20 protein-coding genes are annotated in these 24,247 nt (G+C 70.3%); 13 read left to right on the forward strand and 7 right to left on the reverse strand.

The annotated features are described in order from the left end of the window. Nucleotides 1–386 precede the first annotated feature (386 nt). Nucleotides 387–545, forward strand: coding sequence for a hypothetical protein (locus tag ACFSL4_RS26925; protein ID WP_381088099.1), 159 nt, complete (start codon nucleotides 387–389; stop codon nucleotides 543–545). A 451-nt stretch (nucleotides 546–996) separates the two neighbouring features. Here the strand turns inward: ACFSL4_RS26925 and ACFSL4_RS26930 are convergent, their stop codons facing one another. Continuing rightward, nucleotides 997–1,944 carry a universal stress protein gene (locus ACFSL4_RS26930; protein WP_381088102.1) on the reverse strand — a complete coding sequence of 316 codons (948 nt, stop codon included), beginning with the start codon at nucleotides 1,942–1,944 and terminating at the stop codon, nucleotides 997–999. Nucleotides 1,945–2,443: 499 nt separating this feature from the next. Here ACFSL4_RS26930 and ACFSL4_RS26935 point away from each other — a divergent pair, with 499 nt between their 5' ends. The 4 genes from ACFSL4_RS26935 to ACFSL4_RS26950 all read left to right on the forward strand — a co-directional run bounded on the left by ACFSL4_RS26935 (nucleotide 2,444) and on the right by ACFSL4_RS26950 (nucleotide 7,712). Continuing rightward, entirely contained in the window at nucleotides 2,444–3,601 is a 1,158-nt protein-coding gene (locus tag ACFSL4_RS26935) for a calcium/sodium antiporter (RefSeq protein ID WP_381088105.1), read from the forward strand. 428 nt (nucleotides 3,602–4,029) lie between these two features. Then, nucleotides 4,030–5,151 carry an amidinotransferase gene (locus ACFSL4_RS26940; protein WP_381088108.1) on the forward strand — a complete coding sequence of 374 codons (1,122 nt, stop codon included), beginning with the start codon at nucleotides 4,030–4,032 and terminating at the stop codon, nucleotides 5,149–5,151. A 479-nt stretch (nucleotides 5,152–5,630) separates the two neighbouring features. After that, nucleotides 5,631–6,506, forward strand: coding sequence for a universal stress protein (locus tag ACFSL4_RS26945; protein WP_381088111.1), 876 nt, complete (start codon nucleotides 5,631–5,633; stop codon nucleotides 6,504–6,506). 351 nt (nucleotides 6,507–6,857) lie between these two features. Continuing rightward, nucleotides 6,858–7,712 (forward strand): DMT family transporter, encoded by an 855-nt coding sequence (locus ACFSL4_RS26950; RefSeq protein WP_381088114.1) that lies wholly within the window; start codon nucleotides 6,858–6,860, stop codon nucleotides 7,710–7,712. Nucleotides 7,713–8,539: 827 nt separating this feature from the next. On the opposite strand, the gene ACFSL4_RS26955 is transcribed toward ACFSL4_RS26950, so the two are convergent. Continuing rightward, nucleotides 8,540–8,800: a hypothetical protein gene (locus ACFSL4_RS26955; protein ID WP_381088117.1), complete on the reverse strand. Its 261-nt coding sequence runs from the start codon at nucleotides 8,798–8,800 to the stop codon at nucleotides 8,540–8,542. 373 nt (nucleotides 8,801–9,173) lie between these two features. Between ACFSL4_RS26955 and ACFSL4_RS26960 the strand changes: the two genes are divergently transcribed. Together ACFSL4_RS26960 and ACFSL4_RS26965 are read left to right on the forward strand one after the other, a co-directional pair. Beyond that, entirely contained in the window at nucleotides 9,174–10,133 is a 960-nt protein-coding gene (locus tag ACFSL4_RS26960; protein ID WP_381088409.1) for a sensor histidine kinase, read from the forward strand. Then, nucleotides 10,130–10,789, forward strand: a complete 660-nt coding sequence (locus ACFSL4_RS26965; protein WP_381088120.1) for a response regulator — start codon at nucleotides 10,130–10,132, stop codon at nucleotides 10,787–10,789. Before ACFSL4_RS26960 ends, ACFSL4_RS26965 begins: the two co-directional genes overlap by 4 nt. Before the next feature lie 361 nt (nucleotides 10,790–11,150). On the opposite strand, the gene ACFSL4_RS26970 is transcribed toward ACFSL4_RS26965, so the two are convergent. The 3 genes from ACFSL4_RS26970 to ACFSL4_RS26980 all read right to left on the reverse strand — a co-directional run bounded on the left by ACFSL4_RS26970 (nucleotide 11,151) and on the right by ACFSL4_RS26980 (nucleotide 14,293). Further along, complete coding sequence (locus ACFSL4_RS26970; RefSeq protein WP_381088123.1) at nucleotides 11,151–11,951, reverse strand: phosphotransferase; 801 nt, start codon at nucleotides 11,949–11,951, stop codon at nucleotides 11,151–11,153. Between the two features lie 117 nt (nucleotides 11,952–12,068). Next, nucleotides 12,069–13,439, reverse strand: a complete 1,371-nt coding sequence (locus tag ACFSL4_RS26975; RefSeq protein WP_381088126.1) for a VWA domain-containing protein — start codon at nucleotides 13,437–13,439, stop codon at nucleotides 12,069–12,071. Beyond that, nucleotides 13,436–14,293: an AAA family ATPase gene (locus ACFSL4_RS26980; RefSeq protein WP_381088412.1), complete on the reverse strand. Its 858-nt coding sequence runs from the start codon at nucleotides 14,291–14,293 to the stop codon at nucleotides 13,436–13,438. Before ACFSL4_RS26980 ends, ACFSL4_RS26975 begins: the two co-directional genes overlap by 4 nt. Before the next feature lie 350 nt (nucleotides 14,294–14,643). On the opposite strand from ACFSL4_RS26980, the gene ACFSL4_RS26985 reads away from it, so the two are divergent. Beyond that, nucleotides 14,644–15,762, forward strand: coding sequence for a GNAT family N-acetyltransferase (locus tag ACFSL4_RS26985; protein WP_381088129.1), 1,119 nt, complete (start codon nucleotides 14,644–14,646; stop codon nucleotides 15,760–15,762). A gap of 107 nt (nucleotides 15,763–15,869) precedes the next feature. On the opposite strand, the gene ACFSL4_RS26990 is transcribed toward ACFSL4_RS26985, so the two are convergent. Both ACFSL4_RS26990 and ACFSL4_RS26995 read right to left on the reverse strand, forming a co-directional pair. Beyond that, a complete protein-coding gene (locus tag ACFSL4_RS26990; protein ID WP_381088132.1) occupies nucleotides 15,870–16,544 on the reverse strand; it encodes a response regulator transcription factor in 675 nt (224 codons plus the stop codon). Then, nucleotides 16,541–17,767 (reverse strand): sensor histidine kinase, encoded by a 1,227-nt coding sequence (locus tag ACFSL4_RS26995; RefSeq protein WP_381088135.1) that lies wholly within the window; start codon nucleotides 17,765–17,767, stop codon nucleotides 16,541–16,543. Before ACFSL4_RS26995 ends, ACFSL4_RS26990 begins: the two co-directional genes overlap by 4 nt. A gap of 262 nt (nucleotides 17,768–18,029) precedes the next feature. On the opposite strand from ACFSL4_RS26995, the gene ACFSL4_RS27000 reads away from it, so the two are divergent. From ACFSL4_RS27000 to ACFSL4_RS27020, 5 genes are all read left to right on the forward strand, one after another. Next, entirely contained in the window at nucleotides 18,030–18,785 is a 756-nt protein-coding gene (locus tag ACFSL4_RS27000; protein ID WP_381088137.1) for an ABC transporter ATP-binding protein, read from the forward strand. A gap of 18 nt (nucleotides 18,786–18,803) precedes the next feature. Further along, nucleotides 18,804–19,544, forward strand: coding sequence for an ABC transporter permease subunit (locus ACFSL4_RS27005; RefSeq protein WP_381088140.1), 741 nt, complete (start codon nucleotides 18,804–18,806; stop codon nucleotides 19,542–19,544). A 227-nt stretch (nucleotides 19,545–19,771) separates the two neighbouring features. Then, nucleotides 19,772–21,190 (forward strand): aldehyde dehydrogenase family protein, encoded by a 1,419-nt coding sequence (locus ACFSL4_RS27010; protein WP_381088143.1) that lies wholly within the window; start codon nucleotides 19,772–19,774, stop codon nucleotides 21,188–21,190. 67 nt (nucleotides 21,191–21,257) lie between these two features. Beyond that, complete coding sequence (locus ACFSL4_RS27015; RefSeq protein ID WP_381088146.1) at nucleotides 21,258–22,814, forward strand: GMC family oxidoreductase; 1,557 nt, start codon at nucleotides 21,258–21,260, stop codon at nucleotides 22,812–22,814. Between the two features lie 131 nt (nucleotides 22,815–22,945). Continuing rightward, nucleotides 22,946–24,217 carry a PucR family transcriptional regulator gene (locus ACFSL4_RS27020; protein WP_381088149.1) on the forward strand — a complete coding sequence of 424 codons (1,272 nt, stop codon included), beginning with the start codon at nucleotides 22,946–22,948 and terminating at the stop codon, nucleotides 24,215–24,217. Nucleotides 24,218–24,247 lie beyond the last annotated feature (30 nt).

A 24,247-nucleotide genomic window follows, 5' to 3' on the forward strand; every position in this document is an offset into this window, starting at 1 on the left:
CGTTCGAACTCGACGGGTGGCGCCTCGGGTCGCGATGGCCATCGGCAGGGCGGCGCTGACCAGCGCGGCGTCGTGCTGCGTGCCCATCGCGTAGCCAAGGGCGCGGCGGGAGAACGCGTCGTGGACGGATGCGAGGTAGCATCCACCGGCACACCTTCGCCACCCGCGCCGAGGCCCGGCTGAAGACCGCTGCGTGGATCGCGGACTTCAACAACACGAAACGCCGTCACAGCGCGGCCGGCGGTACTCGACCTCGAGGACCGAGTGGAACGACTCCGCGGCGGCGTTGGCCAACGCCGACCCGACGCGTCCCATCGACTGCACCACGCCCCAGCGACCGCACAGCTGCTGGAACGCCTCGGACGTGAATCTTGTGGTGGGTCGACATGACGGAGATCGAGACCGGCGAGGGCAAGCTCGGCCAGGTCGACGGCGCTATTATCCACACGGACCGGGGCAGCGACTCGGCCGCCGTGGCGGATGTCCTGGCCGGTTTCCTCGGGCCTGGCCGTGATGAAGACGGTACCGGCCCAGAGCTCGCCTGAACCCACAGACGACCCGGTTCGGCACCCAGGACGGCCGGCCCGCGCACCGCCTGCGGCCGGCGGTACGGGCGTCGCCGTGAGCGGCCCTCCTGTGCGAGATGGGTGACGTTTCTGCTCCGTGCCGACCACCGTGACGCGGCTCGGGGCTGCCGCATTCGAACGCCTGCCTGCCCGACGCGGCTACGACGCGACGCTTCTCCGGTGTGCCGAAATGCCGACGCACGCCATCCTTATGGGAGAACGAACTCGCTGTCGGAACCCTTTCCAGCCGCGCACCCGGCCGCCGCGTTGGTGGCCGAGCTACTGATGATCCCGGGCGGGCGCAAGCCCGGTTGCACCCCGAGGACACCACTGACCCGGATGACCCACGCGGTGCTCAGCACACCGCCGCCCTAAAGCCGTCATCCCGCGCGGCTGAGCTCCGGCGGCAGCGCCGCGGTTCCGCGCCAGGTCAATCACTTGACCGTTCCGACGACCACGACCAACGGTCGGCCGGGCGGGCGGCCAATGGATCACCGGTGTCCGCTGGCCCCCGTACGACGGCGACCGAACAATGCGCGTGATGCAGCATGGCCTGACTGACGGACCCGAGAAGCAGCCCCTTGAACCCGCCGCGGCCCCGGGCCCCGACAACGACAAGTCCCGCGTTCCTGCTCGCCTCGATGAGCGCTTGACGGGCACCGCCACGAACGACCGTTCGCTCGACCGGCACTCCCGGGTACCTTTCCAGCCGACCGGCAAGTGCCCCGGACAGCAGACGCTCCTTACCGTCGGCAGGCATGCCCGGCTCGGACGCATAAGGCGTGGACGGATCCTGCGGCGAAGGCACCTCCACGTTCCAGGGGGTCCAGGCATGAACGGCGATGATGCCAGTGCCTCGGAAAGCGGCTTCCGCGAAGGCGAACTCGACCGCGGTGTCGCCGGCCTGTGAGCCATCGATCCCCAGCACGATCGGTTCGGTCGGATCGGATTCACCCCTCACCATCAGCACCGGACAGCCGCCGTGAGCGGACAGATGCACAGCCGTGGACCCCACCAGAAGCCCCGAGAATCCTCCCAGTCCCCGGCTGCCCACGACGAGCAGCTCTGCCCGGCGCGACTCGGCCTCCAGAACCGGCAGCGCATCCCCTGTGACAACGGCGCTTGTCACCGTGACATCCGCTGCAGCATCGCGCGCGTGCTCCACCGCCTCAGCCACCAGCCGCTCGGCCTGGTTGCGCAGCCCTCCCTCCGGCGGACCGAGCGGGGACGGACCGAGCGGTACCCCCATGAGGGGCCAGATGAACGCATGCACCACCCGGAGCCCGCACCCACGCAACCGCGCCTCACGAGCGGCAACTGCGACCGCGTCCAGGCTCGACTTCGAACCGTCCACGCCCACTACGACCTGCCCACGCATCACATACCCTCCGTCTCCCGCCCACGAGGCATGCGCCTCGCAGGCACACCCGACCAGCTACAACACCCCGGGCCGGAAGGCACCGGAGATCATGCTGCAACGGCATGTCGAGGGCGCCCGCGAACGCTGCCCACACAACCCATCCTCCACAGTTGCTCACGGCCGACGACCATGCCAATGGGCTGCTCCGGCCAACGACAGGGACCAAGAGGCCTGCTGCTCCCGGAACAGGATCACGCTGAGCGACGGCCGGCCTGCCCTGATGGGTCGCCGTCGCCGGAATCATCAGACAGTCCCTACCGCGTCCACCTGCACATGCGGCATAGACTCCGGCCAGATGCCCCGATTCCCCCCCACTCTCTGTCACCGGACAGTCATGTCATCACCCTTTGTCACTGAGCAATCGCGCCTTCCCGAAACAGGCCCTGACGCCGGGCGCCAGGCCGCCGCGTCATCGCTGCGCCCGGTCACATTGATCTGACGGACAGGAATCAACGCGATGACGATCCTCCTCCTGGTAGCGGGCCTCGTACTTCTGGCTGTCGGCGCCGAGTCGCTTGTCCGGGGAGCCCGCTCGTTGGCCCGGACCATCGGGATGTCCTCGCTGACGGTGGGTCTGACCGTGGTGTCGTTCGCCACGTCGACACCGGAACTGGCCGTCAGCGCCGACGCAGTGTTCGGCGGGCACCCCGCACTTGCCCTGGGGAACATCCTGGGCACCAACATCGCCAACATCCTGCTCGTCCTCGGGCTGGCGGCGCTGCTCGTGCCGCTGGGCGTGAAGTCCCGGGTCGTCCGCACCGACATCCCGGCGATGGTGGGACTGTCGGTGGTGTTACTGCTGGTCACGCTCGACGGCACCATCAGCCGATTCGACGGCATCGTGCTGCTTGCGGCGCTGCTGGCTTATGTCACCATGACGGTGATCGTCTCCCGGCGGCGCTATCCGAGCCGCTCCGTTCCCGCGCCTGCGGTGGCCGGCGGTACCACGAAGACCGGGAACGAGCTGGTCGACGCCAGTGGCTTGCGGGTACGGGCGGTTGGCGTCAACCTCGCACTGGTGGCCTTCGGCGTGGCCCTCCTTGTGGCGGGTGCTCATCTGCTGGTCAACGCCGCCAGTCAGGTAGCGGCAGTGCTGGGCGTCAGCGATCTGATCATCGGACTGACCGTGGTGGCCATTGGCACGTCACTACCGGAGCTCGCAACCAGCATCATGGCGGTGATCAAAGGCGAGCGTGACCTCGCCGTGGGCAACATCGTCGGCAGCAACATGTTCAATATCGGGGTCGCGATCGGCATGACCGCCACCATCGCGCCCCACGGGATCGACGTCGCACCGGCGGTCATCCGGTTCGACCTGCCCGTCATGCTCGCGGTGTCGCTGGCGCTGCTGCCGATCACCTTCACCGGGTTCGCCGTGAGCCGTTTGGAAGGTGCGCTGTTCCTCGGCTATTACGGCGCCTACATCAGTTATCTCGTCCTCGAAGCCACCCAGCACGACGCACTCGTGCCGTACAGCGTAGCGATGTTCTGGTTCGTCGTGCCCATTACCGCGCTCTGGCTCATCCTCGCTGCGGCCTACGCACTCCACCGACGCCGCGTCCGGTACGAGAGAATCCTGCCCGAAGGTGACCAGCCGGAGTCGGACGAGCGGTGACCCAGGCGTGCACGCTCATGCCAGAAAAGCAGCCGTCTGACGCAACCTCACACGACTCGGGGCCCGCGCTCGCACCAGCACATCAAGGCGACCACCACGGTGGAGACATCCAACCGCGCACACGGGCTGACGTCTCGTGCGTCGGGCACCACAGCGCCGATTTGATCACGTGAGGTAGCCGCAGAGACCGTCGAGGCATGTCCGCTCGGAACGTGGAAGGGGGCAACGACCTCGCCGGCCGGCCGTCCGCTACACGGCGGCAGGTCGGGTGGATAACCCACCCACTACACCACACAGGGTAAATTAGCCAGTGCCCTAAGTTACCGACCGTCGAGTCGAAAGTGGTTGAGCATGGTGGTGAGGTCGAGGCCAGGCATCCCGGCGGCGGCAGACAAAGACGCCCCTGCATGGGTAGTGGACTAGGCGTGATGCCGCCGTCATCGACCGCAGTCGACAATGCTGCGCGGCCTCTCGTTTCGCCGGTCAATTCACACAACGAGTGGGATCCGCTGGAGGAGGTCATCGTCGGGCGTCTCGACGGCGCGACGATCCCCTCCAACCACCCGGTCGTGGCCTGCAATGTCCCGTCACGGGTAGCGCAGGCGCAAGGGCTTGCCGCGGGCTTCAGGTATCCGCGCATGCTGATCGAGCCAGCCCGGTACGAGCTCGATCAGTTCGTCACCCTCCTTGAGTCCCTCGGCGTCACGGTCAGACGCCCGGAAGCGGTCGACCACAAGCAACGCTTCAGTACTCCCGACTGGTCGTCACGCGGCTTCTGCAACGCGTGCCCACGCGACTGCATGCTCGTGATCGGTGACGAAATCATCGAAACTCCGATGGCCTGGCCGTGCCGATATTTCGAAACCCGCTCCTACCGTGCGATCCTCAAGGACTACTTCCGGCGCGGCGCGCGCTGGACGGCGGCCCCGAAGCCACAGCTCACCGACGCGCTGTTCAAGGCGGATTTTGCTGTCCCCGCGGCTGACGAGCCCATGCGCTACATCCTCACCGAGTTCGAGCCGGTATTCGACGCGGCGGATTTCGTGCGCGCGGGGCGCGACCTGTTCGTCACGCGGAGCAACGTCACCAACCGCACAGGGATCGAATGGCTGCGCCGCCACCTCGGATCCGGCTATCGCATCCACGAGATCGAGAGCCGCTGCCGCACACCCATGCACATCGACACGACCTTCGTCCCGCTCGCACCAGGGAAAGTGCTGGTCAATCCCGAATACATCAACGTCGACCGCCTGCCCGACATCCTGAAGGCGTGGGACATCCTGATCGCCCCGGAGCCCGACCCGATCAGCGAGCGTCTGCTCAAGATCACCTCGATGTGCGGCAAGTGGCTCAGCATGAACGTTCTCATGATCGATGAGAGGCGGGTGATCGCGGAGCGACACCACACCGCCATGCTGCGCGCCTTGGAGAAATGGGGATTCGAACCGATTCCATGCGACTTGCTGCACTATGCACCGTTCGGCGGCTCGTTCCACTGTGCGACGCTCGACGTTCGGCGTCGCGGCACGCTCGAATCGTACTTTCAATGAGCCTTTTCCATCTTCACTCTGAGCTGGCCAGATGCGGGGTGACAGCTTCTCCTTACGCAGCAGCAACCCGCGCTCGGGGCTGCCGTCGGACAGGGCGTCGGGCGGCGAGGATCCGCGCTTTGTACGCGGCGGTGAAACTCCTGCGCTTGGGGCGGGCCGGCTTTAGACGGGTTCGTCGGTCACCCGACCGTCCTGCCGTGCCATCACGACCTGGTCGGCAAGGGGCATCGTCACGGTGCTCCTGGTCCTGTCTCGCCCTGCATCAGATCAATGAGACGTGCACCTTCCATGTCTCACCGGAGTCTGACAGGCAGGGGAAAGACGAGAATCATGCACATGAATACGGCGCTGGAACGGCCAGTCGTGGCTCGGAACGGTGAAGTCGGCCGACAGCGGTCTGAACGCCCTACATCGTGGTACCCACAAGTCGTGACTCCAGGGGGACGGCTGCACGTCTTCTGCCTGAAGGGGGTCGCCCTATGTCCGGCCACGTGGCCGTCGGTGTGGACGGGTCACCCGAGAGCGGCGCCGCTGCTGATTGGGCGGCGCAAGAGGCGCTGCTGCGTGAGGTGCCACTGCGGATCGTGCATGCGTACGAGTGGCCGGGCGCGGCCACCGTTCCTGTGGTCAGCCCTGATGCACAGTGCCGCTGGGCAGACGAGCTCCTGGCCGATGCCGCGGAAGTGCTCCGGCGGGAACACGCCTCGCTGGAGATCAGCACCCGGCCGCTGCCCGGGCGGCCCGCCGCCGCCCTGGCCAGCGAGGCGGCCGAGGCCGACCTGCTGGTACTGGGCTCGCGCGGGCTCAGTGGTGTGATGGGCTTCCTCCTCGGATCGGTCGGAATGGAGACGATCAGCATGACGGAGCGGCCTGTCGTGCTCGTAAGGCTGCCGGGGCAGGCTGCCGCTCCGGATCGGGCTGCCCCGGAACTCTGTCGTGACGTGGTCGTCGGCGTGGACATCAACCAGTTCTGCGACCCGCTCTTCGACTTCGGTTTCGCCCATGCCGCACGGCATGGGCACCGCTTGCTGGCGCTGTACGGATGGTCGATTCCACCAGTGGTCCGCGACGCGGCCGCTCTCCTGGCAGCCAAGCGGCAGATGGGCCAGGACGTCGCGCGGCGACTCACGGAGATCCTCGCGCCGTGGCGGCAGAGATTCCCCTCGGTGGAAGTCGTCGAGCGGTCACCTGTAGGCGCGCCCGCTCAGTTGCTGGTCCGCGCAGCAGCCAACGCGGAACTCGTCGTGGTCGGCCGACGCGTCCGCCGGGCTTTCCTGGGCGCGCGAATCGGGCCGGTCGCCCATGCCCTCATACACCACTGCGCCACACCCGTCGCCGTCGTCGCCCATCGCTGACCGCAGTCCGGACGCAAGGATGTGGTGCTGCGACCGCTGCTCGACGTCGCGTCCCGCGGGATCCCGTGTGGTCGACAGGACGCCTGCTTCAGTCCAGACAACGGCCAGCCGCGGACCTTCCCCTTGCCTTGGACACACGCTGCCCCAAGATCCGCGCGGCGCAGCACTGGCCACCCAACCCGCACTCGGGTCTGGTTCGTCGCGCTGCCTGCGGCTATGGCCGGTGGGCTCGCTGATGCTGGAGCACACCTGGCCGAACGCTGGACTGTCCGCAGGCGTCGGGCTGCGCCCGGGCTGCCCTGCTCCCGCGTGTCAGACGCGATCTCGGAGCCCGTGCGAGATCCTTGCCCCATGAACACCGCCGTCGCGGTGCCGGCCGCCCTGCTTTCTGCCATCTGCTTCGGGGGCGGGTCGGTGCTTCAGCACCAGGCGGCGCGCCAGGCATCCAGGCAGGAGTCGTTGCGGCTCCGACTCTTGCTCGACCTGGCCCGTAGGCCGATGTGGCTGGCGGGAATGGGCCTGGTCACCTCTTCCTTTGCGCTGCTGGGCTTCGCGTTGGCCTTCGGCCCGCTGGTCCTGGTCCTGCCGCTGGCGGCCACCGATCTCCTCTTCGCCCTGCCCCTGCTGGCATGGCGGCGCAGGATGCCCCTGACTCACTTCGCGGCGACCGGGATGGTCTGCACGGCTGGAGGTGTAGCCATGTTCCTGACAGCCCTGCCGCACTCCCCCGCAGGGGCGGCAGTTCCATCCGTGCGTGACTGGGTGCCGGTGCTCGCAGCTATCGGTGGCGTGGTGGCGCTGCTGGTGCCGACCGGGGTGAGCCGCCGGGGGCGGCTGCGGACGGCCTTGTACGCGATCTGCGCGGCGCTGATGCTGGCGCTCCTCGACAGCCTGACCAAGAGCGCGGCTGGACTGTTCCGGGTCGACGGCTTCGGCGCGTTCTCCCGCTGGGAGCCGTACTCACTCATCGTCGTCGGGGCGGTGGGACTGGTCCTGTCGCAAAGCGCCTACCAGGCCGGCTCCCTTGCCATCAGCCTCCCGATCATCGACACCCTGGAACCGATCGGTGCGGTCGCGATCGGTATCGCTGTCTTCGGCGAACAGCTCGCCTCGTCCGTCTGGGCGTTGACCGTGCAGGCGCTGGGGGCGGCCATGGCCGTGGCAGGCATCGCGCTCCTGGGCCGGTCGCCGCTGGCCACGGCATGATCCGACGAGGGTGCGGCGCCGCCTGTCCCGTCACGCGCGCCGGCAGGCTTGCCGTCGCAGTGGCTATGAGCGGTCCAACTCGGGGCGGAAGAGCTCTGGCAGCTCGCTCAGGACGGCAATGCGATCGGTCTTGTCGAATGCGACGAGTGCGCCCTGCAAGCGCCGCTCGTTGGCGCAGTCCATTCGTGGGCTGGTCCCGGCTGGCGCCTACAGGGGCGGTCGCTGAACGCGGCGCCCGCCGGGATCAGTGGCGCCGCCAGGCAGCCGGTCCAGCGTCGGTCATCTGGTGATGAGGCCGCCGACCGGCGGCCAACGAAGGAGGGCCGCCAGGTCACTGACTGATCTCCCGATCGAGGCGGCAGCGCCCGCAGCGGCATGCCCGCAGCGCGATGTACAGCTTCGGCTGCGGCACGGCCGGCAGAAGCCGCGGCTGCCGTCACTGCCGGGAGTCGTTGAGAACAGCCAGGCTCCCGAAGGGCTTTCCGGCCCCGGCCGCTGGAGACGGGAACATGGGGGCGGGCTCTGGCTGACTGACATCGTTGCCGCATGGTGCGGTTGAGTCCGTTACAGTAATCAGGGACTTCGGCGCAGGGCGAGCTGTCCAGCGTGAGCGTCGCCCCGCCACACGGAGACGTTCGGAAGGCGCCCTTGAACGGCCCCCGCCCTCGGAGGCCGGGGGGCCTGCTAATCCAGGCTGCACAAACCTCCCTTCAGCATGGTGATCTGTCCCTGTACCTTGCTGGCCGCGTTCATGTGTACGCCGACACCGGGCGGGGTGCCCGAGCTGCGCGAGTTGTCAGGGCAGAAAGCCCGCTACTCATTGAGGCTCACGCAGGGGGCTCGCTCGCGAGGAGACCTAGGCTGCGAGCATCCGGTTCGCGGCCGTTCCAGCTGGGGTGTGGGGTGGGCTTCGCACGGCTCTGGCGTGTGCTGTAGGTGCCGTCCTCCATCCGGGCGAGGACGTTGTCGATGCCGATGAGCGCACGCCGCACGGTGTCCTTCTGGCTGTCGAGCACGCCGTCGACCCCAGGCTCGGCCTCGGTGAGCGCCTCCAGCTGGGCCAGACGGGCCTTACGTTTCTGTTCCAACCGTGCCCGTGCCTCGTGCACGGGCACATGTTGTACATCTGGTTCCACAAGGAGGGTGTTCGCCGACATCAGCATGGGTCCTTTCAGGAGTGGTCCGGGATCCGGCGAGGTGACCGTTGTTCTTCCCGCTCGCTCTCAACTCTGGCCGGTCGGCATTCCGAGGACCATCGGTCGCGGACCCCATTTATGCCGGGGCGTGTGGTGTACGCCTCTGCGTCTGCACCGTGCCTCCATGGTGGTGAGGGCTGTCTCGTGTCGCCCTACCGGCCTGCTGGAGGCAGGCTGGCAGCAGAGCCCGAAGAAGAAGATGCCTGCCAGTGCACAGGGCGGAGAGGGCAGGCGGTTCGTGAGCGTGAAGGAGGCGCTGCGGCCGGTGTCATTGTTCTGGCGAATCTTCACACTCAACGCACTGGTGCTGGGCACGGCCACGGCGCTGCTGATGTCGGCGCTGGTGACGGTGTCGGTGCCGGTGCTGCTGACCGAAGCGATCATCTTGCTGGCGGGTCTGGCCGTGATGCTGGTCGTCAATGCGATCCTGCTGCGGATCGGGCTCGCCCCGCTGGACCGGCTGACGCACCTCATGAGCGAGGTCGACCTGCTGAAACCGGGACAGCGGCTCTCGGTGCCCGCCAAAGGCGATGTCGCCGAGCTGATCCGTACCTTCAACGCCATGCTCGACCGGCTGGAAGCTGAACGCGCCACCGCCAGCGCCCGGGTACTGGCGGCCCAGGAGGCCGAACGGCGCCGCATCGCCGCCGAGCTCCACGACGAGGTCGGCCAGAGCCTGACAGCGGTGCTGCTGGACCTGAAACGCGCCGCCGATCGGGCCCCCGATCCGCTACGGGCCGAACTTGGCCAAGCGCGGGAGACCACCCGTGACAGTCTTGACGAAGTACGCCGCCTCGCCCGTCGGTTGCGCCCCGGCGTCCTGGAAGACCTCGGCCTGGTTGCCGCGCTGACGTCCTTGGCCAACGACTTCGCCGCGCACGCCGGACTGGAGGTCACACGCCACCTTGAGCCGGGGCTTCCGCCACTGAGCCGGGAGACAGAACTGGTGATCTACCGGATCGCCCAGGAAGCCATGACCAACATCGCCCGCCACGCCGAAGCCACCCACGCCGAGCTTGCCCTTCATGACACCCCTGAGGCGGTGGTGCTGGACATCGTCGACGACGGTCAAGGGATCGGCCCGGTCCGCGAAGGCGCCGGGATCCGTGGCATGCGCGAGCGCGCCCTCCTCATCGGCGCAGCCCTGGACATCCGCCCTGGCACGGCAAGCGGCACCCGCGTCCGGCTGACCGTGCCGACACCGGAGCAGGGTGGGAAACCATGACCGAGCCCGTGACCACCCGGATCCTCTTGGCGGACGACCATGCGCTGGTCCGCCGAGGGGTTCGCCTCATCCTCGAAAGCGAGCCCGACTTCACCGTCGTGGCGGAAGCCGGAGACGGCGCCGACGCCATCGCCCAGGCCCGGACACACCGCCCCGACCTGGCCATCCTTGACGTCGCCATGCCGCGCATGACCGGCCTGCAGGCCGCACGGGAACTCGCCCAGACCCAACCGGACCTGCGCATTTTGATGCTGACCATGTACGACAACGAGCAGTACTTCTTCCAGGCCCTCAAAGCCGGCGCCTGCGGATACGTCCTGAAGTCCGTCGCGGACCAAGACCTGGTGGCCGCCTGCCGGGCCGCGATGCGCGGCGAGCCTTTCCTCTACCCGGGAGCGGTCACTGCCCTGATCCGCAACTACCTCGAGCGTGTCCGCTCCGGTGAGGAAGCCCCGGACAGTGTGCTCACCCCTCGAGAGGAAGAGATCCTCAAGCTCATTGCCGAAGGCCACTCCTCCAAGGAGATCGCCGAGACTCTGTTCATCAGCTTCAAGACCGTCCAGCGTCATCGGGCCAACATGCTGCAGAAGCTGGGCCTGCACGACCGCCTGGAACTGACCCGATACGCAATTCGAGCCGGCCTGATCGAACCCTGAACTGCTCCGCCCAGTCCCGCCCCGTCGTCCCTCCATAAACCCCGCAGACGCTGGTGATGTAGCTCCACCAGGGCCACGCCAGTTGCTGCGGCCCGCCCCGTCGGTTCCCGGAAGCCTGCTCCGACACCCGCAGGGCATCCCCGTGTCGTCTGCGGTCAGCAACTGTTCCACGGTGTCGGCGGCGAGGACATCAGCAGGAAGCGGTCGCGCACCGACTCCCGCCCGGCGTCGCCGAGGCGGCGGGTTGCCGCCGGGTCGTAGCAGGCCGAGGACCGCCCGTGCACACTCGTCGAAGTCGAAAACGCCGGTTTCCTCAGGGACGCAAGGCTCGGCCACCCCGCAGCCGATAGTGTGTGCTTCCTCACAGGGCCGCACAGGTGTGGCAATACGACGAGCTACTGCAATGCGACAGGAACGGCGCTCCAGCCATCCACAGAGCGACACGAGCAGCGCGGGACACGGGCCCTGCGGAGACAACCCGCTCGAAGTCGAACAGGCCGAGCGTGTCGTCATCGGCGAGCAGCACGTTCCGCAGTTGCAGATCACCGAGGGTGGGCACCTCGACGATCGGGGGCAGGGCCGCACGCCGCTCGGCGAGCACGCGCAGCAGTTCTTCGTCCCCGTGGTTCAGATACGGACGCGCGACGGACAGGTGACGCCCCAACTTCCCCGTGGAAGAGGTGCGGTCGGCGGGGGGAGGTGTGCGGGGCGGGGCGCTGTGGTGGAACGCGGCGGCCAGCTCGCCGAGCCCGCGGTGCACCCGCACCTCGGCTGCCTGGTCCAGGACGGCGCCGTGCAGGCTGCGGCCCGGCAGGGCGGTCACTACGACCGCCCGCAGTGACGCGTCGGCGGCCACCAGACGCGGCGCGTGCCAGCCGAGTGCGTGCGTCCACGAGCGGTACGCGGTCACCTCGCGTCCGTGGAAGCGATCACTCTGGTGGATCTTGACGTACCAGGTGCCCCCAGACCGGCCTGTGGCCTGCCACACGCGGCTGTTCTCGCGGGCCCACGAGTCATCCGTCCAGTCGGCGATCCGCCCCACCGCCTGCTCGGCGAAGACGCGCACCGGCTCCTTTGGTGCCTGAATGCTGCTCGGAAGGGGCGCGTCGGCGACGATGTGCAGCCGGTCGAGGGCGGGATCGTGGGCGACGTGTCGGCACACGGTAGGAAGACGCAGGTCGGGCGCACATGTGGTGGAGCTATATAGTTCGCCAGCGGGGTGTAAGCGCAGCCCCTATATCGGCATATCGCCCTCCGGATGTGCGGTCGGCCGGTGGGGTCAGACCGGCAGCAGGCGACTGATCAGCCCGCTGAGCTGCCGGGTGTTGCGGCACTCGTGCATCTCGACGAGCTCGGCGTAGGCGGGCGCGGCGGAGTCGCCGGTGCCCCACTGCGAGCGCGGCTCGGGGTTGAGCCAGTAGGTGCGGCGCGCCTGTGCGGAGAGCTGCCGTACGGCCGCCAGGTTGGGGTCGCTCATGTTCGTACGGGCGTCACCCAGGACGAACACGGTCGTCCTGGCGCCCACGGCGTCGGCGTACCGCCCAGTGAACTCGCCGAAGGCGACGCCGTAGTCGCTGCTGCCGTGCCAGCCCGTCAGCGTGGCCTCCGAGCGGATCCTGGCGCCCAGCCCCGCCGGATCGGCGACGCCCGGTGCCAGCATCCCGGTCACCTCGTCGATCCGGTTCACGAAGGCGAACACCCGTACCTTGCTGAACTGGTCACGCAGCGCCTGCACCAGCAGCATCGTGAAGTCGGAGAATCCCGACACGGAGCCCGACACATCGCACAGCAGCACCAGTTCGGGTCGCACCGGGCGGCGTCGGCGCAGCACGGGGCGCATCGGCACCCCGCCCGTCGACAGCGAGCCGCGCAGCGTCCGCCGCAGATCGATGGTGCCGCGGGCGGCGCGCCGGCGGCGGGCGGCCAGCCGGGTGGCCAGTTTGCGCGCGAGCGGCTGCACAGTCCTGCGCAACTCGGCGAGCTGCGCCTTTCCCGCGTACAGAAAGTCGACCTGGTCTGCCGTACCGGCCACGGCCCTCCGCGCGATCTCGTCCCGGCCGCGCCGCTCGGCGACCCGGCGCCGGGCCTCCACCGCGACCTGCGCCCGAAAGACCTCGATGCGCCGGCGGATCTCGTCGTCGAGCAGCCGGTCGGCGAACCCCGTCCCGCCGGCCTGGGCCCTGAGGGAGTCGCGTACGCGCGCCAGCAGCGTCTGCGGACGGATCCGGTCGAGCGTCTGGGACGACGACCACCCGCCCGGCCCCGCGGAGGACCCGTACCCACCGAAGCCGTCCACCGCCTCCGCCGCCAACCGCGCCATCATCGCCCGGTCGTCGGTCGCGAGAGCGTCCGCGAGCCGGTCGCGAAGGGCCTCCCGGTCCGCGGGCCCCCCGGTGTCCGGTGCCCCGACGCGCAGCGGAAAGTACACCTCGAAGACCGGATCGAACACCCGCCGCTGCCCGGCGTTGTGCAGCAGTGCGGCTGCCAGCCCCTCGCGCAGCCGCTCCCGGTCCGCCAGGCCGAGCACCTCCACCGTCCGCGCGGCGTCCACGGTCTCGCCGGTTCCGATCCGTACGCCGTGCGAGCGCAGCGCGCCGACGAGTCCCGTCAGCCGCTCGGTGAGACCCGCCCCGGGCACGGCGGCGGTCATACGGCGTCCAGGTCGAGCTTGGCCGCGGCCTTGAGGATGTCGTCCTGATGCTTGAGGAGGACGCCGAGGCTGCCGCGTACGACGGTCTCGTCGAGGGCGCCGGCTCCGAGCGCGACCAGCGTGTGCGCCCAGTCGATGGTCTCGGCGACCGACGGGACCTTCCGCAGATCCATCGCACGCAGCGCCCCGACCACCCGCACCACGGAATCGGCCAGTGCCTCGTCGAGGCCCGGCACCTTCAGACGGACGATGCTGCGTTCCAGCTCCGCCTCGGGGAAGCCGATGTGGAGGAAGAGGCAACGGCGGCGCAGCGCCTCGGACAGCTCACGGCTCGCGTTCGAGGTGAGGACCACGAAGGGACGGCTGGTCGCGGTGATCGTCCCCAGCTCCGGGACGGTGACCTGGAAGTCGCTGAGCACTTCGAGCAGCAGGCCCTCCACCTCGACGTCGGCCTTGTCGGTCTCGTCGATCAGCAGCACCTTCGGGTCGTCACCGCGGATCGCGGTCAGCAGCGGACGCGTCAGCAGGAATTCCTCGCTGAAGATGTCCGTACGCGTCTCGTCCCATGTCTCGTCACGGCCCGCGCTGATGCGCAGCAGTTGCTTGGCGTGGTTCCACTCGTACAGAGCCCGTGATTCGTCGACGCCTTCATAGCACTGCAGCCGCACCAGCCGGGCCCCGGCGACCTGCGCGACGGCCTTGGCGAGTTCCGTCTTGCCGACGCCGGCCGGGCCCTCCACCAGAAGGGGCTTGCCGAGCCGGTCGGCCAGGAAGACGGTCGTGGCGACGGCGGGCGAGGCCAGATAGCCGGTTTCGGCGAGACGGGCGGAGACGTCGTCGACGGATGTGAACAGCAACGGGGCCCCCAGCTCAAGCGCGGCGGAAGTCGGCGGAGCCTATCTAAGCGCTTGTTCAGGGCACGTGTCACGTGTGACGGCGCCCACGCAGAAGAAGCGGACGACCGTCCCCGCGCCGCATGCGCGAGCGTAGCCTTTTGTTGGCGCCCGGCACCCTTGACAGCGTGCGTACTGTTTCGCGACGTTTGAGCCTTGCCGAGCATTTCGGGACGCGGACAGCGCGTCACAGGGGGGAGCACCGTCCATGCGATCCATGAGCACTCGTCACCATGCCGTGCCGGCCTGCGCCGGCGCAGGCGCCGCCCGCAGGTTCCTCGCGGAGGGTGTGGAAGGGCGGTTGATGTGAGATGGACATCACCATCCACGGAGCGGGCGAGCTGAGCGACTCGCTCCGCCGGGCCTGGCACCAGGCCATGGACGCGTCGCCCGTATACGCCAACCCTTTCCTGGCACCGGAGTTCGCGCTCGGGATCGGCAGGTACCGCGCCGGGGCACGGGTGGCCGTCCTGCGCGAGGACGGCCGGCCCGTCGGGTTCTTCCCCTACGAGCGCAACGCCCTCGGCGTGGGCCGGGCCATCGGCCTCGGCCTGTCCGACTGCCAGGCCCTCGTACACGCCCCCGGCGTCTCCTGGGACGCCCAGGACCTGCTGCGGGCCTGCGGGTTGTCCGTCTTCGAGTTCGACCACCTCGTCGAGGAGCAGGAGCCGTTCGGCGGACATGTCACGGGGACCTTCGCCTCACCGGTGATCGATGTGAAGCCGGGCGACGGGGACTACCCGCAGTGGCTGCGCGGCGCCTACCCGGGGCTGGCCAAGACGGTGCTGAAGAAGGAACGCCGCCTGGGGCGCGACCTGGGCGGGGTGCGGTTCGTCGCCGACGAGCGCGATCCGCGGGCGCTGCGCACACTCATGCGGTGGAAGTCCGCCCAGTACCGCCGGACGGGACGGATGGACCGGTTCTCCCGGCCGTGGATCGTCGGCCTGGTGGACCATCTGTTCCGTACCCGCGAGGAGCACTTCACCGGCGTGCTGTCGGTGCTGTACGCCGGCGACCGACCGGTGGCCGCACACTTCGGGCCGAGAACGAGCACGGTGCTCGCGGCCTGGTTCACCGCCTACGACCCGGAACTGCGCTACTACTCGCCCGGGCTGATGATGCACCTTCGGCTGGCCGAGGCGGCGGCCCGGCACGGCGTGACCCTCGTAGACCTCGGACGCGGCGACAAGGAGTACAAGGACTGGCTCAAGACCCGCGAACTGCGCGTGGGCGAAGGGTTCGTGGCCAGGCCCCATCCGGTGGCCGCGGCCTACCGGATGTGGCGCAGACCGGTGCGCGGCCTGCGCAACACGGTCCTGGCCCATCCGCGGCTGCGGGAACCGGCCGACCGGGTGCTGAAGACGGTCGGCACCCTGCGCACGTCGCACGGCGGCACGGACTCCGCCCGAGCGGGATCCTGCACCCGTTGAGCGGCACTGCGCGGGCGCCCCGTACCCGTACCCGTACCCGTACCCCTGCCGCGTCCGCGCCGCGCCCGCGTACCCCTGCCGCGTCCGCGCCGCGCCCGCGTACCGGTCTATGCCGATGCGGCGAGGCCGCTGCGATGGGCGATGACGACGAGTTGGGCCCGGTCGCGGGCGCCGACCTTGACCATGGCGCGGTTCACATGCGTCTTCACGGTGGCCGGGCTGAGCACGAGCCGCGCGGCGATCTCGTCGTTGGACAGCCCGGTCGCCACGAGTGCGGTGATCTGCCGCTCCCGGTCGGTGAGCGCATCCAGCCCGCGGCGGGCCGTGTCGTCCAGGGGCTCCGGAGTGCTGGGACCGGCGAGGAACCGGCTGATGAGGCTTCTGGTCGCGGCGGGGGACAGCAGCGCGTCGCCCCGGCTGACCGTACGGACCGCCTGCAGCAGCTCCTCCGCCTCGGCGCTCTTGCCCAAAAAGCCGCTGGCCCCGGCGCGCAGCGCCTCGAAGACGTACTCGTCGATCTCGAAGGTGGTCAGGATCAGGACCTTCACCCCGGCGAGGTCCTCGTCACCGGTGATCAGACGGGTCGCCGCGAGACCGTCGAGAACCGGCATCCGGATGTCCATCAGGACCAGGTCGGCCTGGGCGGCCTTGGCCAGCCGCACCGCTTCGCGTCCGTCGCCCGCCTCGCCGACCACCTCGATGTCCGGCGCCGGTCCGAGCAGGGACTTGAAGCCGGTGCGCACCAGGGGCTGATCGTCGGCGATGACTACGCGGATGGTCACGGGGCGGTCTCCGGAGTGAGGTCGAGGGGCTGGTAGGGCAGGTCCGCGGCCACCTGGAACGTGCCGTCCGGACGTGGTCCGGCGGTGAAGCGCCCGCCGAGGGCGAGGACCCGTTCGCGCATGCCCACGATGCCGTGCCGGCCGGTCGGCACCCGGCCCGGGGCACGTGCGCGTCCCCCGGACGCTCGTCCGCCCCCCAGGTCGTCGACGGTGATGCGCAGCTCCTGCCGGTCATAGCACAGGACGAGGCGCGCCTTCCGCCGGCCCGAGTGCTTGTACACGTTGGTGAGCGACTCCTGGATGACCCGGTACGCGGTGAGATCGGCCGCGGGCGCCAAGGGGACGACGGCGCCGTCGACGTGGCGGTCGACGTCCAGGCCGGAGGCGCGCAGCGCGGCGAGCAGTTCCTCCAGCCCGTCCAGTCCGGGGGCGGGCGTCGCGGTGGGCGCGACGGCGTCTCCCGGTTGCCTCAGCAGGCTCACCGTGTCGCGCAGTTCCCCCAGCGCCCTGCGGCTGGCGGACTTCACATGGCCGAGCGCCTCGCGGGCCGCCGTGGCGTCGCCGTCGAGCGCCTGCCCGGCGACGTTGGACTGCACGCTGATGAGCGCCAGATGGTGGCCGACGCTGTCGTGCAGGTCGCGGGCGATGCGCAGCCGCTCCTCGGTGACCCGGCGCTGTGCGTCCTGCTCGCGTTCGCGTTCCGCGCGCTCCGCGCGCCGCTCGACCTCGGCGAGGTAGGCGCGGCGGTTGCGGGAGGAGTCGCCTGCCGCGATCGCCAGACCTCCGAGCGCGATGAACGCCAGGTTCTGCGGGCCCAGCAGCGCCGGTTTGTGCACCGCGTGGAGGAGGGCGAGCGCGGCCACCGCGGACGCCCCCAGGATCAGACCGCGCCGGCGCTCCACGAGGTCGGCGACCGTGTAGAGGGCGATCAGCGGGGCCAGCAGGACCAGCACCCCGCCGGTGCCGCGGTTCTGGGTGAGGAACACCTCCGCGGCCCCCGCGCTGACCGCCAGGGTCTCCAGCGGGCGACGGCGCCGGGCGGCCAGCACCCCGCAGGCGAGGGCGACGTACCCGAGCGCCGCGGTGCGGTTGCCCACGGCGGCGGCGGAACGCCCGGCGAACGTCGTCACCGCAGTGGCGGCGAAGACGGCACAGGCGATCGCCGCGTCCGCCAGATGCGCATGCCGACGGACCGCGCCACGCAGGTGGCCGATGGCATTCATGCCTTCACGATAGGCGGGCGCGCCCGGCCCGCCGTCGGCCGTGCGCGGCAGCCCGGCGTACTCCGGGCGCGGTAGACGGCGGCGCCGGCCACTGCGTACGTGGTGGCCGAGGTTGCCGTGCCGGGGCGACGACACGCCACCCAAGGGCCGGGGACGGTGGTCGCGGCGCCCGGGAGCGCCGCGACCACCTCATCGACACCGACGAAAAGGGGAGAACCCCGATGCACCCGATCCTTCCGCCGGTCCCGCACCGGAGGACGTCATGAACGCCGGCGTCACCGTCGACGGCCTGACCAAGCGGTACGGCGCGGTGACCGCCGTCGACGGAGTGACCTTCGAGGTCGAGCCGGGCGTGGTGACCGGGTTCCTCGGCCCCAACGGGGCCGGCAAGACCACCACACTGCGTATGCTCCTGGGCCTGGTGCGGCCCACCGCGGGCACGGCCCTGATCGACGGTCTCCGCTACGCCGAACTGGACGCGCCGAGAAAGGCCGTGGGCGCGGTGCTGGAGGCGACCGGGTTCCATCCCGGCCGGAGCGGACGCGACCACCTGCGGATCCTCGCGCGGGCCGGCGGAATCCCTCGTGCACGTGTCGAGGAGGTACTGGACCGGGTCGGGCTGGCCGAGTCCGCGCACCGGCGGGTGGGCGGATACTCCCTCGGCATGCGGCAACGGCTCGGTCTGGCCGGCGCCCTGCTCGGCGACCCGGGCGTGCTCGTCCTGGACGAACCCGCCAACGGCCTGGACCCGGCGGGCATGGCCGAGCTGCGGGAGCTGCTGCGCGACCTGGCCGGCGAGGGTCGCACCGTCCTGATGTCCAGCCATGTGCTGAGCGAGGTGGAGCAGACCGTGGACCGCGTGGTCATCGTCGCGGGCGGCACGCTGCGCTACGCGGGCCCGCTGGCCGAACTGACCGGAGCGAAGGGGGAGACGCTCGAAGCGGCGTTCCTCCGGCTGACGTCCACCCGGGATTCCGACCCCGTGCCCGGCGCCGCGACCGCGCCGGCCCGCGGCTGAGCGCGAGGAGCGAGCACCATGAACACCCTGATCCGTACCGAGGTGCTGAAACTGCGCACCGTCCGCAGCCCGTGGCTGCTGCTGGCGGCCTCTCCGCTGCTGGTCGCCGCGGGCGTCAGCGGCCTCGTGGTCTCCGGCCGGAACGTGCACGACCCGGCCATGCAGAGCCAGGCACTCGCCCACGTGGGTGTGGCCTCGCTCTTCACGCTGGTTTTCGGGATCCTCGCGGTCGCTGGGGAGTACCGGCACAGGACGATCACCGACACCTACCTGAGCACCCCTTCACGCGGCCGTGTCATCGGCGTGAAGCTGCTGGTCCACGCCGTCTTCGGTGTCCTGTCCGGCGTGGTGAGCGGCCTCGTCGGCCTGCTCGTCGCCGCGGCCTGGTGGGCGGACAAGGACGTGGCCTTCGCATGGGCGGACTCGTCGATGTGGACCACGATCGGCGGCGGCATCGCCTGGAACGCCGCGTTCGCCGCCATCGGCGTCGGTGTGGGAGCGCTCATCCGCGGCGTCGTCGGCGCGGTCGCCGCCGCGCTGGCGTGGGTCGCCCTGGTCGAGGGCATCGTCGGTCAGCTGATCGGCGACCTGGCCCGCTGGCTGCCCTTCAACGCCGGCCAGGCGCTCGGCGCCGGAGCCAAGGCCATCGGGTCCCAGGACCTGCTGCCGCGCTGGGGCGGCGGCGCCGTCCTCGCGGTCTACACGCTTGTCTTCGCGGTCCTCGCCGTCACCACGTCCAAGCGACGCGACGTGTCCTGACCACCGGGACCTTCGCGGACACCGCTCCCCGGTGCACCACCCGCACCGGGGACCGGGACCGACCGCAGCCGCTCCCCGCTCCCCGCTCCCCGTTCCCCGGCGTCCGGTGTCCGCCCTGTGCGGATGCACAATCGCGTGGCCCGATCCCGCGTCACCCTTCCATCGACCCCGCCGCAACGGCTCGCGCACACTGCCCGGAAACATCGGGTCGTCCAAGGAGCACAGCCATGAGGACATACGCCGGGCACTTCATCGACGGGACGTGGACGCAGCCGCGGAACGCCGACGTGATCGAGGTCGTCAACCCCGCGGACGAGCGCGTGATCGGCTCGATCCCGGCCGGTACGCCCGAGGACGTCGACCGGGCGGTGCGCGCGGCCGCCCGGGCGTTCGAGGAGTGGTCCCGGGCGACTCCCGAGGTCCGCGCGGACTATCTGCGGCGGATCCACCAGGCGCTCGAGGAGCGTGCGGAGGACATCGCGCGCCTGGTGGCGAGCGAGGTCGGCACCCCTGTCCAGGAGAGCCGCGTCCTGCAGTCCGGACTGCCCGTGTTCACCTTCGGCCACGCCGCCGAACTCGCGACCGGTTTCGACTTCGGGCCGGAGGAGATCGGCAACTCCCACGTCGTGCGCGAGCCCGTCGGCGTCGTCGGCTGCATCACGCCGTGGAACTTCCCGCTGCACCAGGTCTCGCTGAAGGTGGCGCTCGCGCTGGCCGCGGGCTGCACCGTCGTGCTCAAGCCCTCCGAGGTCGCCCCCCTGTCGGCCATGCTCCTGGCGGAGATCGCCGAGTCCGTGGGGCTGCCCGCCGGCGTGTTCAACGTGGTGACCGGGTACGGCCCGGTGGTGGGCGAGGCACTGGTGGCCCACCCCGACGTGGCGATGGTCTCCTTCACCGGATCGACCCGGGCCGGCCGGCGTGTAGCGGCTCTCGCGGCGGAGACCGTCAAGAAGGTGGCGCTCGAACTCGGCGGCAAGTCCCCCAACATCATCCTGGACGACGCCGACCTGGAGGCCGCGGTCACCGACGGTGTGGCCAAGTGCTACCTCAACTCCGGCCAGACCTGCATCGCCCTCACCCGTATGCTCGTCCCGCGGGACAGGCTCGGGGAGGCCGGGCGGATCGCCGCCCGGGTGGCACGCGGCTACCGCGTCGGTGACCCACAGGACGAGGAGACGCAAATCGGCCCCATGGTCTCCGACGTCCAGCTCAAGCGCGTACGCGACTACATCGCGGCCGGGATCGCCGAGGGAGCGACCCTGCTCACGGGAGGCCCCGACGCGCCGCACGAGGGGCCCGGCTACTTCGTGGCTCCCACCGTCTTCAGCGACGTCACCAACGACATGACCATCGCCCGCGAGGAGATCTTCGGGCCCGTGCTGTCGATCCTTCCCTACGACTCCGAGGAGGAGGCCGTCGCCATCGCCAACGACACGCCCTACGGTCTCGCCGGCGCCGTCTGGTCGGGCGACCCCGAGCGGGCGCGGGCCGTCGCCCGCCGGATCCGGGCCGGGATGGTCGATGTGAACGGCGGCGCGTTCAACCCCCTCGCCCCGTTCGGCGGTTACAAGCAGTCCGGCGTGGGGCGGGAGGCCGGGCGCCTGGGCTTCGAGGAGTTCCTGGAGACCAAGGCCATCCAGCACTGACCGCTCGCCGGACGCCGCCCGCCGGACCCCGTCCGCGGGCTGCCGGCCGCCCGAGAGAGGACACACCATGTACGACTACATCATCGTGGGCGCGGGATCCGCGGGCTGTGTGCTCGCCGCCCGGCTCAGTGAGGACCCGGACGTGCGCGTCCTGCTCGTGGAGGCCGGCCCGGCCGACGACGCGCAGGAGATCCACGTTCCGGCCGCGTTCGCGAAGCTGTTCCGCAGTAAGTACGACTGGGACTACCTGACGGAACCCGAGCCGGGTCTCGACGGACGCCGGCGCTATCTGCCGCGCGGCCGCATGCTGGGCGGCTCCTCGTCGATGAACGCCATGATCTACATCCGAGGCAACCGCCGGGACTACGACGCCTGGGCCGCCGCCGGAGCCAAGGGGTGGGGCTGGGACGACGTCCTGCCGTACTTCCTGCGCTCCGAGGACCATCACGGCGGAGCCTCCGCATGGCACGGCGCCGGCGGCCCGCTCCCGGTCAGCCCCGGACGGTCCCGCAGTCCTCTCGTCGACGCCTTCGTGGCGGCGGCGCGCCAGGCGGGGCACCCGTTCAACCCCGACTTCAACGGTCCCGAGCAGGACGGCGTCGGCTACTACGAGCTGACCCAGCGCAACGGGATGCGGTGCAGCACGGCCGTCGCCTACCTGCGGCCAGCCATGGAACGCCCCAACCTCTGTGTGCTCACCGCAGCGCAGTGCACCAGGATCCTCTTCGACGGGGAGCGCGCCGTCGGCGTCGAGCTGGACGAGGGCGGGCCGGCACGGGAGATCCGGTGCGAGCGGGAGGTGATCCTCTCGGCGGGCGCCTACAACTCACCGCAGCTGCTCATGCTCTCCGGCATCGGCGTCGCCGACGACCTCGCGGCCCTCGGCATCACGCCCAGGGCGGACCTGCCGGTGGGCGAGAACCTGCAGGACCATCCGCACCTGGCCGTCGTCCACCTCACCGGCACCGAGTCACTGCTCACCGCGGAGACGCCGCAGAACCTACGGCTGCTGGAGAGCGAAGGGCGCGGGCCCCTCACCTCGAACGTCGGTGAGGGTGGCGGGTTCTTCCGGACCACCGGCGGTCTCGACGCCCCCGACGTGCAGATCCACGCCGTGCCGGCGATGTTCCACCAGGAGGGACTGGGAGCGGCCACCGACCACGCCTTCCACGTCGGCGCGGTACTGCTCGCCCCCACCAGCCGCGGAAAGGTCCTGCTGCGGTCGGCGCTGCCCAGTGCCAAGCCGCGCATCCTGCACAACTACCTGGCCACCGAGGAGGACCGGGCCGCGGCGGTACGCGCGCTGCGGCTGGTGCGGGACATCGTCGGACGGCCCGCCCTGCGGGAGCACCGCCGGTCGGACTTCCTGACGCCCGCGTCCGACGGCGACGCCGACCTGCTGGCGTACGCGCGGCGCGAACTGCAGACCCTGTACCACCCCACGAGCACCTGCGCGATCGGCCCCGTCGTCGACCCCGAGCTGCGGGTGCACGGTGTGTCAGGGCTGCGGGTGGTGGACGCCTCGGTCATGCCGACCGTCGTCCGGGGCAACACCAACGCGCCCACGATCATGATCGCGGAGCGGGCCGCGGACCTCATCCGCGGCACGGTGGCCACCGCCTGACGCCGGCGGCCCCTCGTCACCGCCCCCTCGGGTGGTTACTCTGCCAGTGGCCCGGCCGGGACCGGGCCACTGGCCCGTCGTGGTGGGACCCTCCGCGCGGCGGTCCCGCTCACCTCGCTGCGGGAGCACGAATGACTGCCACCTCTCACGACGACGGCGTACGCGCCGACGACCGTCTGCGCGGCTTGATCGATGTGCTGTTGCCCGGGATCGACCGGTTCGCCGACGTGCTCACCCGCCGGATCACGGAGGAGGAGGACGCGTATCGCGATCACGGCCAGGTGAAGTACGGCCAGCTGCGCGCCTCCTGTGCCGACAACCTGCACTCCATGGTCAGCCAGCTGGGCCGGGACGCCCTCGATCTGCGCGTTCCGCAGGACACCGGCCGTTTCAAGGCCGAGCACGAGGTGCCGCTGTCGGCGGTGACGCACGCCTACCGGCTTGCCGGGCGGTTCCTGTGGGAGTGCGCCCTGGCCGAGGCGGGAGACGCCGTCACCCGGGAGATGCCGCACGTCGCCACCGCGGTCTGGTCGGTCAGTGACGCCTTCACCGACGCGGTGGCGGTGGCGTACCGCGAGGCCATGTCCGAAAGGGCCCACCGGGACCGGCAGGTCAGGAGCCTGCTGCTGGCCGCGCTGCTCGACGGCAGGCTGGACGAGGGCGCGCACCTGTGGGAGTGCGCGGACGCGCTGCGGCTGCCGCAGCGCGGCGTCTTCGCGGTGGTCAGCGCCGAGAGGAGGGCCGGCGGCGGCCCGGCGGACGAGGACGTGCTGCACGACCTGGAGGGCGCACTGCGTGCCCTCGGTATCCGGTCGGTCTGGCGCCTGGAGGACGACGCCCAGGTGGGGCTGCTCTCGCTGCGGTCCCCACGGAGTCTTGCGCAGGCCATGGACCTCATGCGCCGGCGCGGCGTCGGACGGGTGGGGATGAGCGGCCTCTTCCACGGCCTGGAGCAGGCGCCGGGCGCCTTCCGCCAGGCGCGCCTGGCCTGCGCCTGTGTCGAGCCGGGCGTTTGCGACGTGGCCTCCTACGGTGACGCGCCGGTACGGCTGATGGTGGTGAGCGCCCCCGACTCCGCCCAGCACGCGGTGCGCGAGGTGCTCAGTCCCGTTCTCGACCTTCCGGCCCATGAACGGGACGTGCTGCTGGAGACGCTGAGCCGGTGGTTCGACTCGGGCGGGTCCGCCACCGAGACCGCCGCCCGGATGTACTGCCACCGCAACACCGTGACCCACCGGCTGCGGCGGGTGCAGGAGCTCACCGGTCGTTCGGCCGCCGACCCGGTGGGGGCGAGCGAGATCCACCTGGCGCTGGAGGCGCACCGGCTGCTGACGGGGCCTCGGCCCACGGGGCCCGTTGATCCGGCCGGTCCCGTAGATCCGGCCGGTCCCGCCGGTCCCTGAGACGCGGGCGTCCCGGGACACGGGCGTCCC

Origin of the sequence: Streptomyces caeni (assembly GCF_042678285.1) — a bacterium.
GTDB lineage: Bacteria > Actinomycetota > Actinomycetes > Streptomycetales > Streptomycetaceae > Streptomyces > Streptomyces caeni.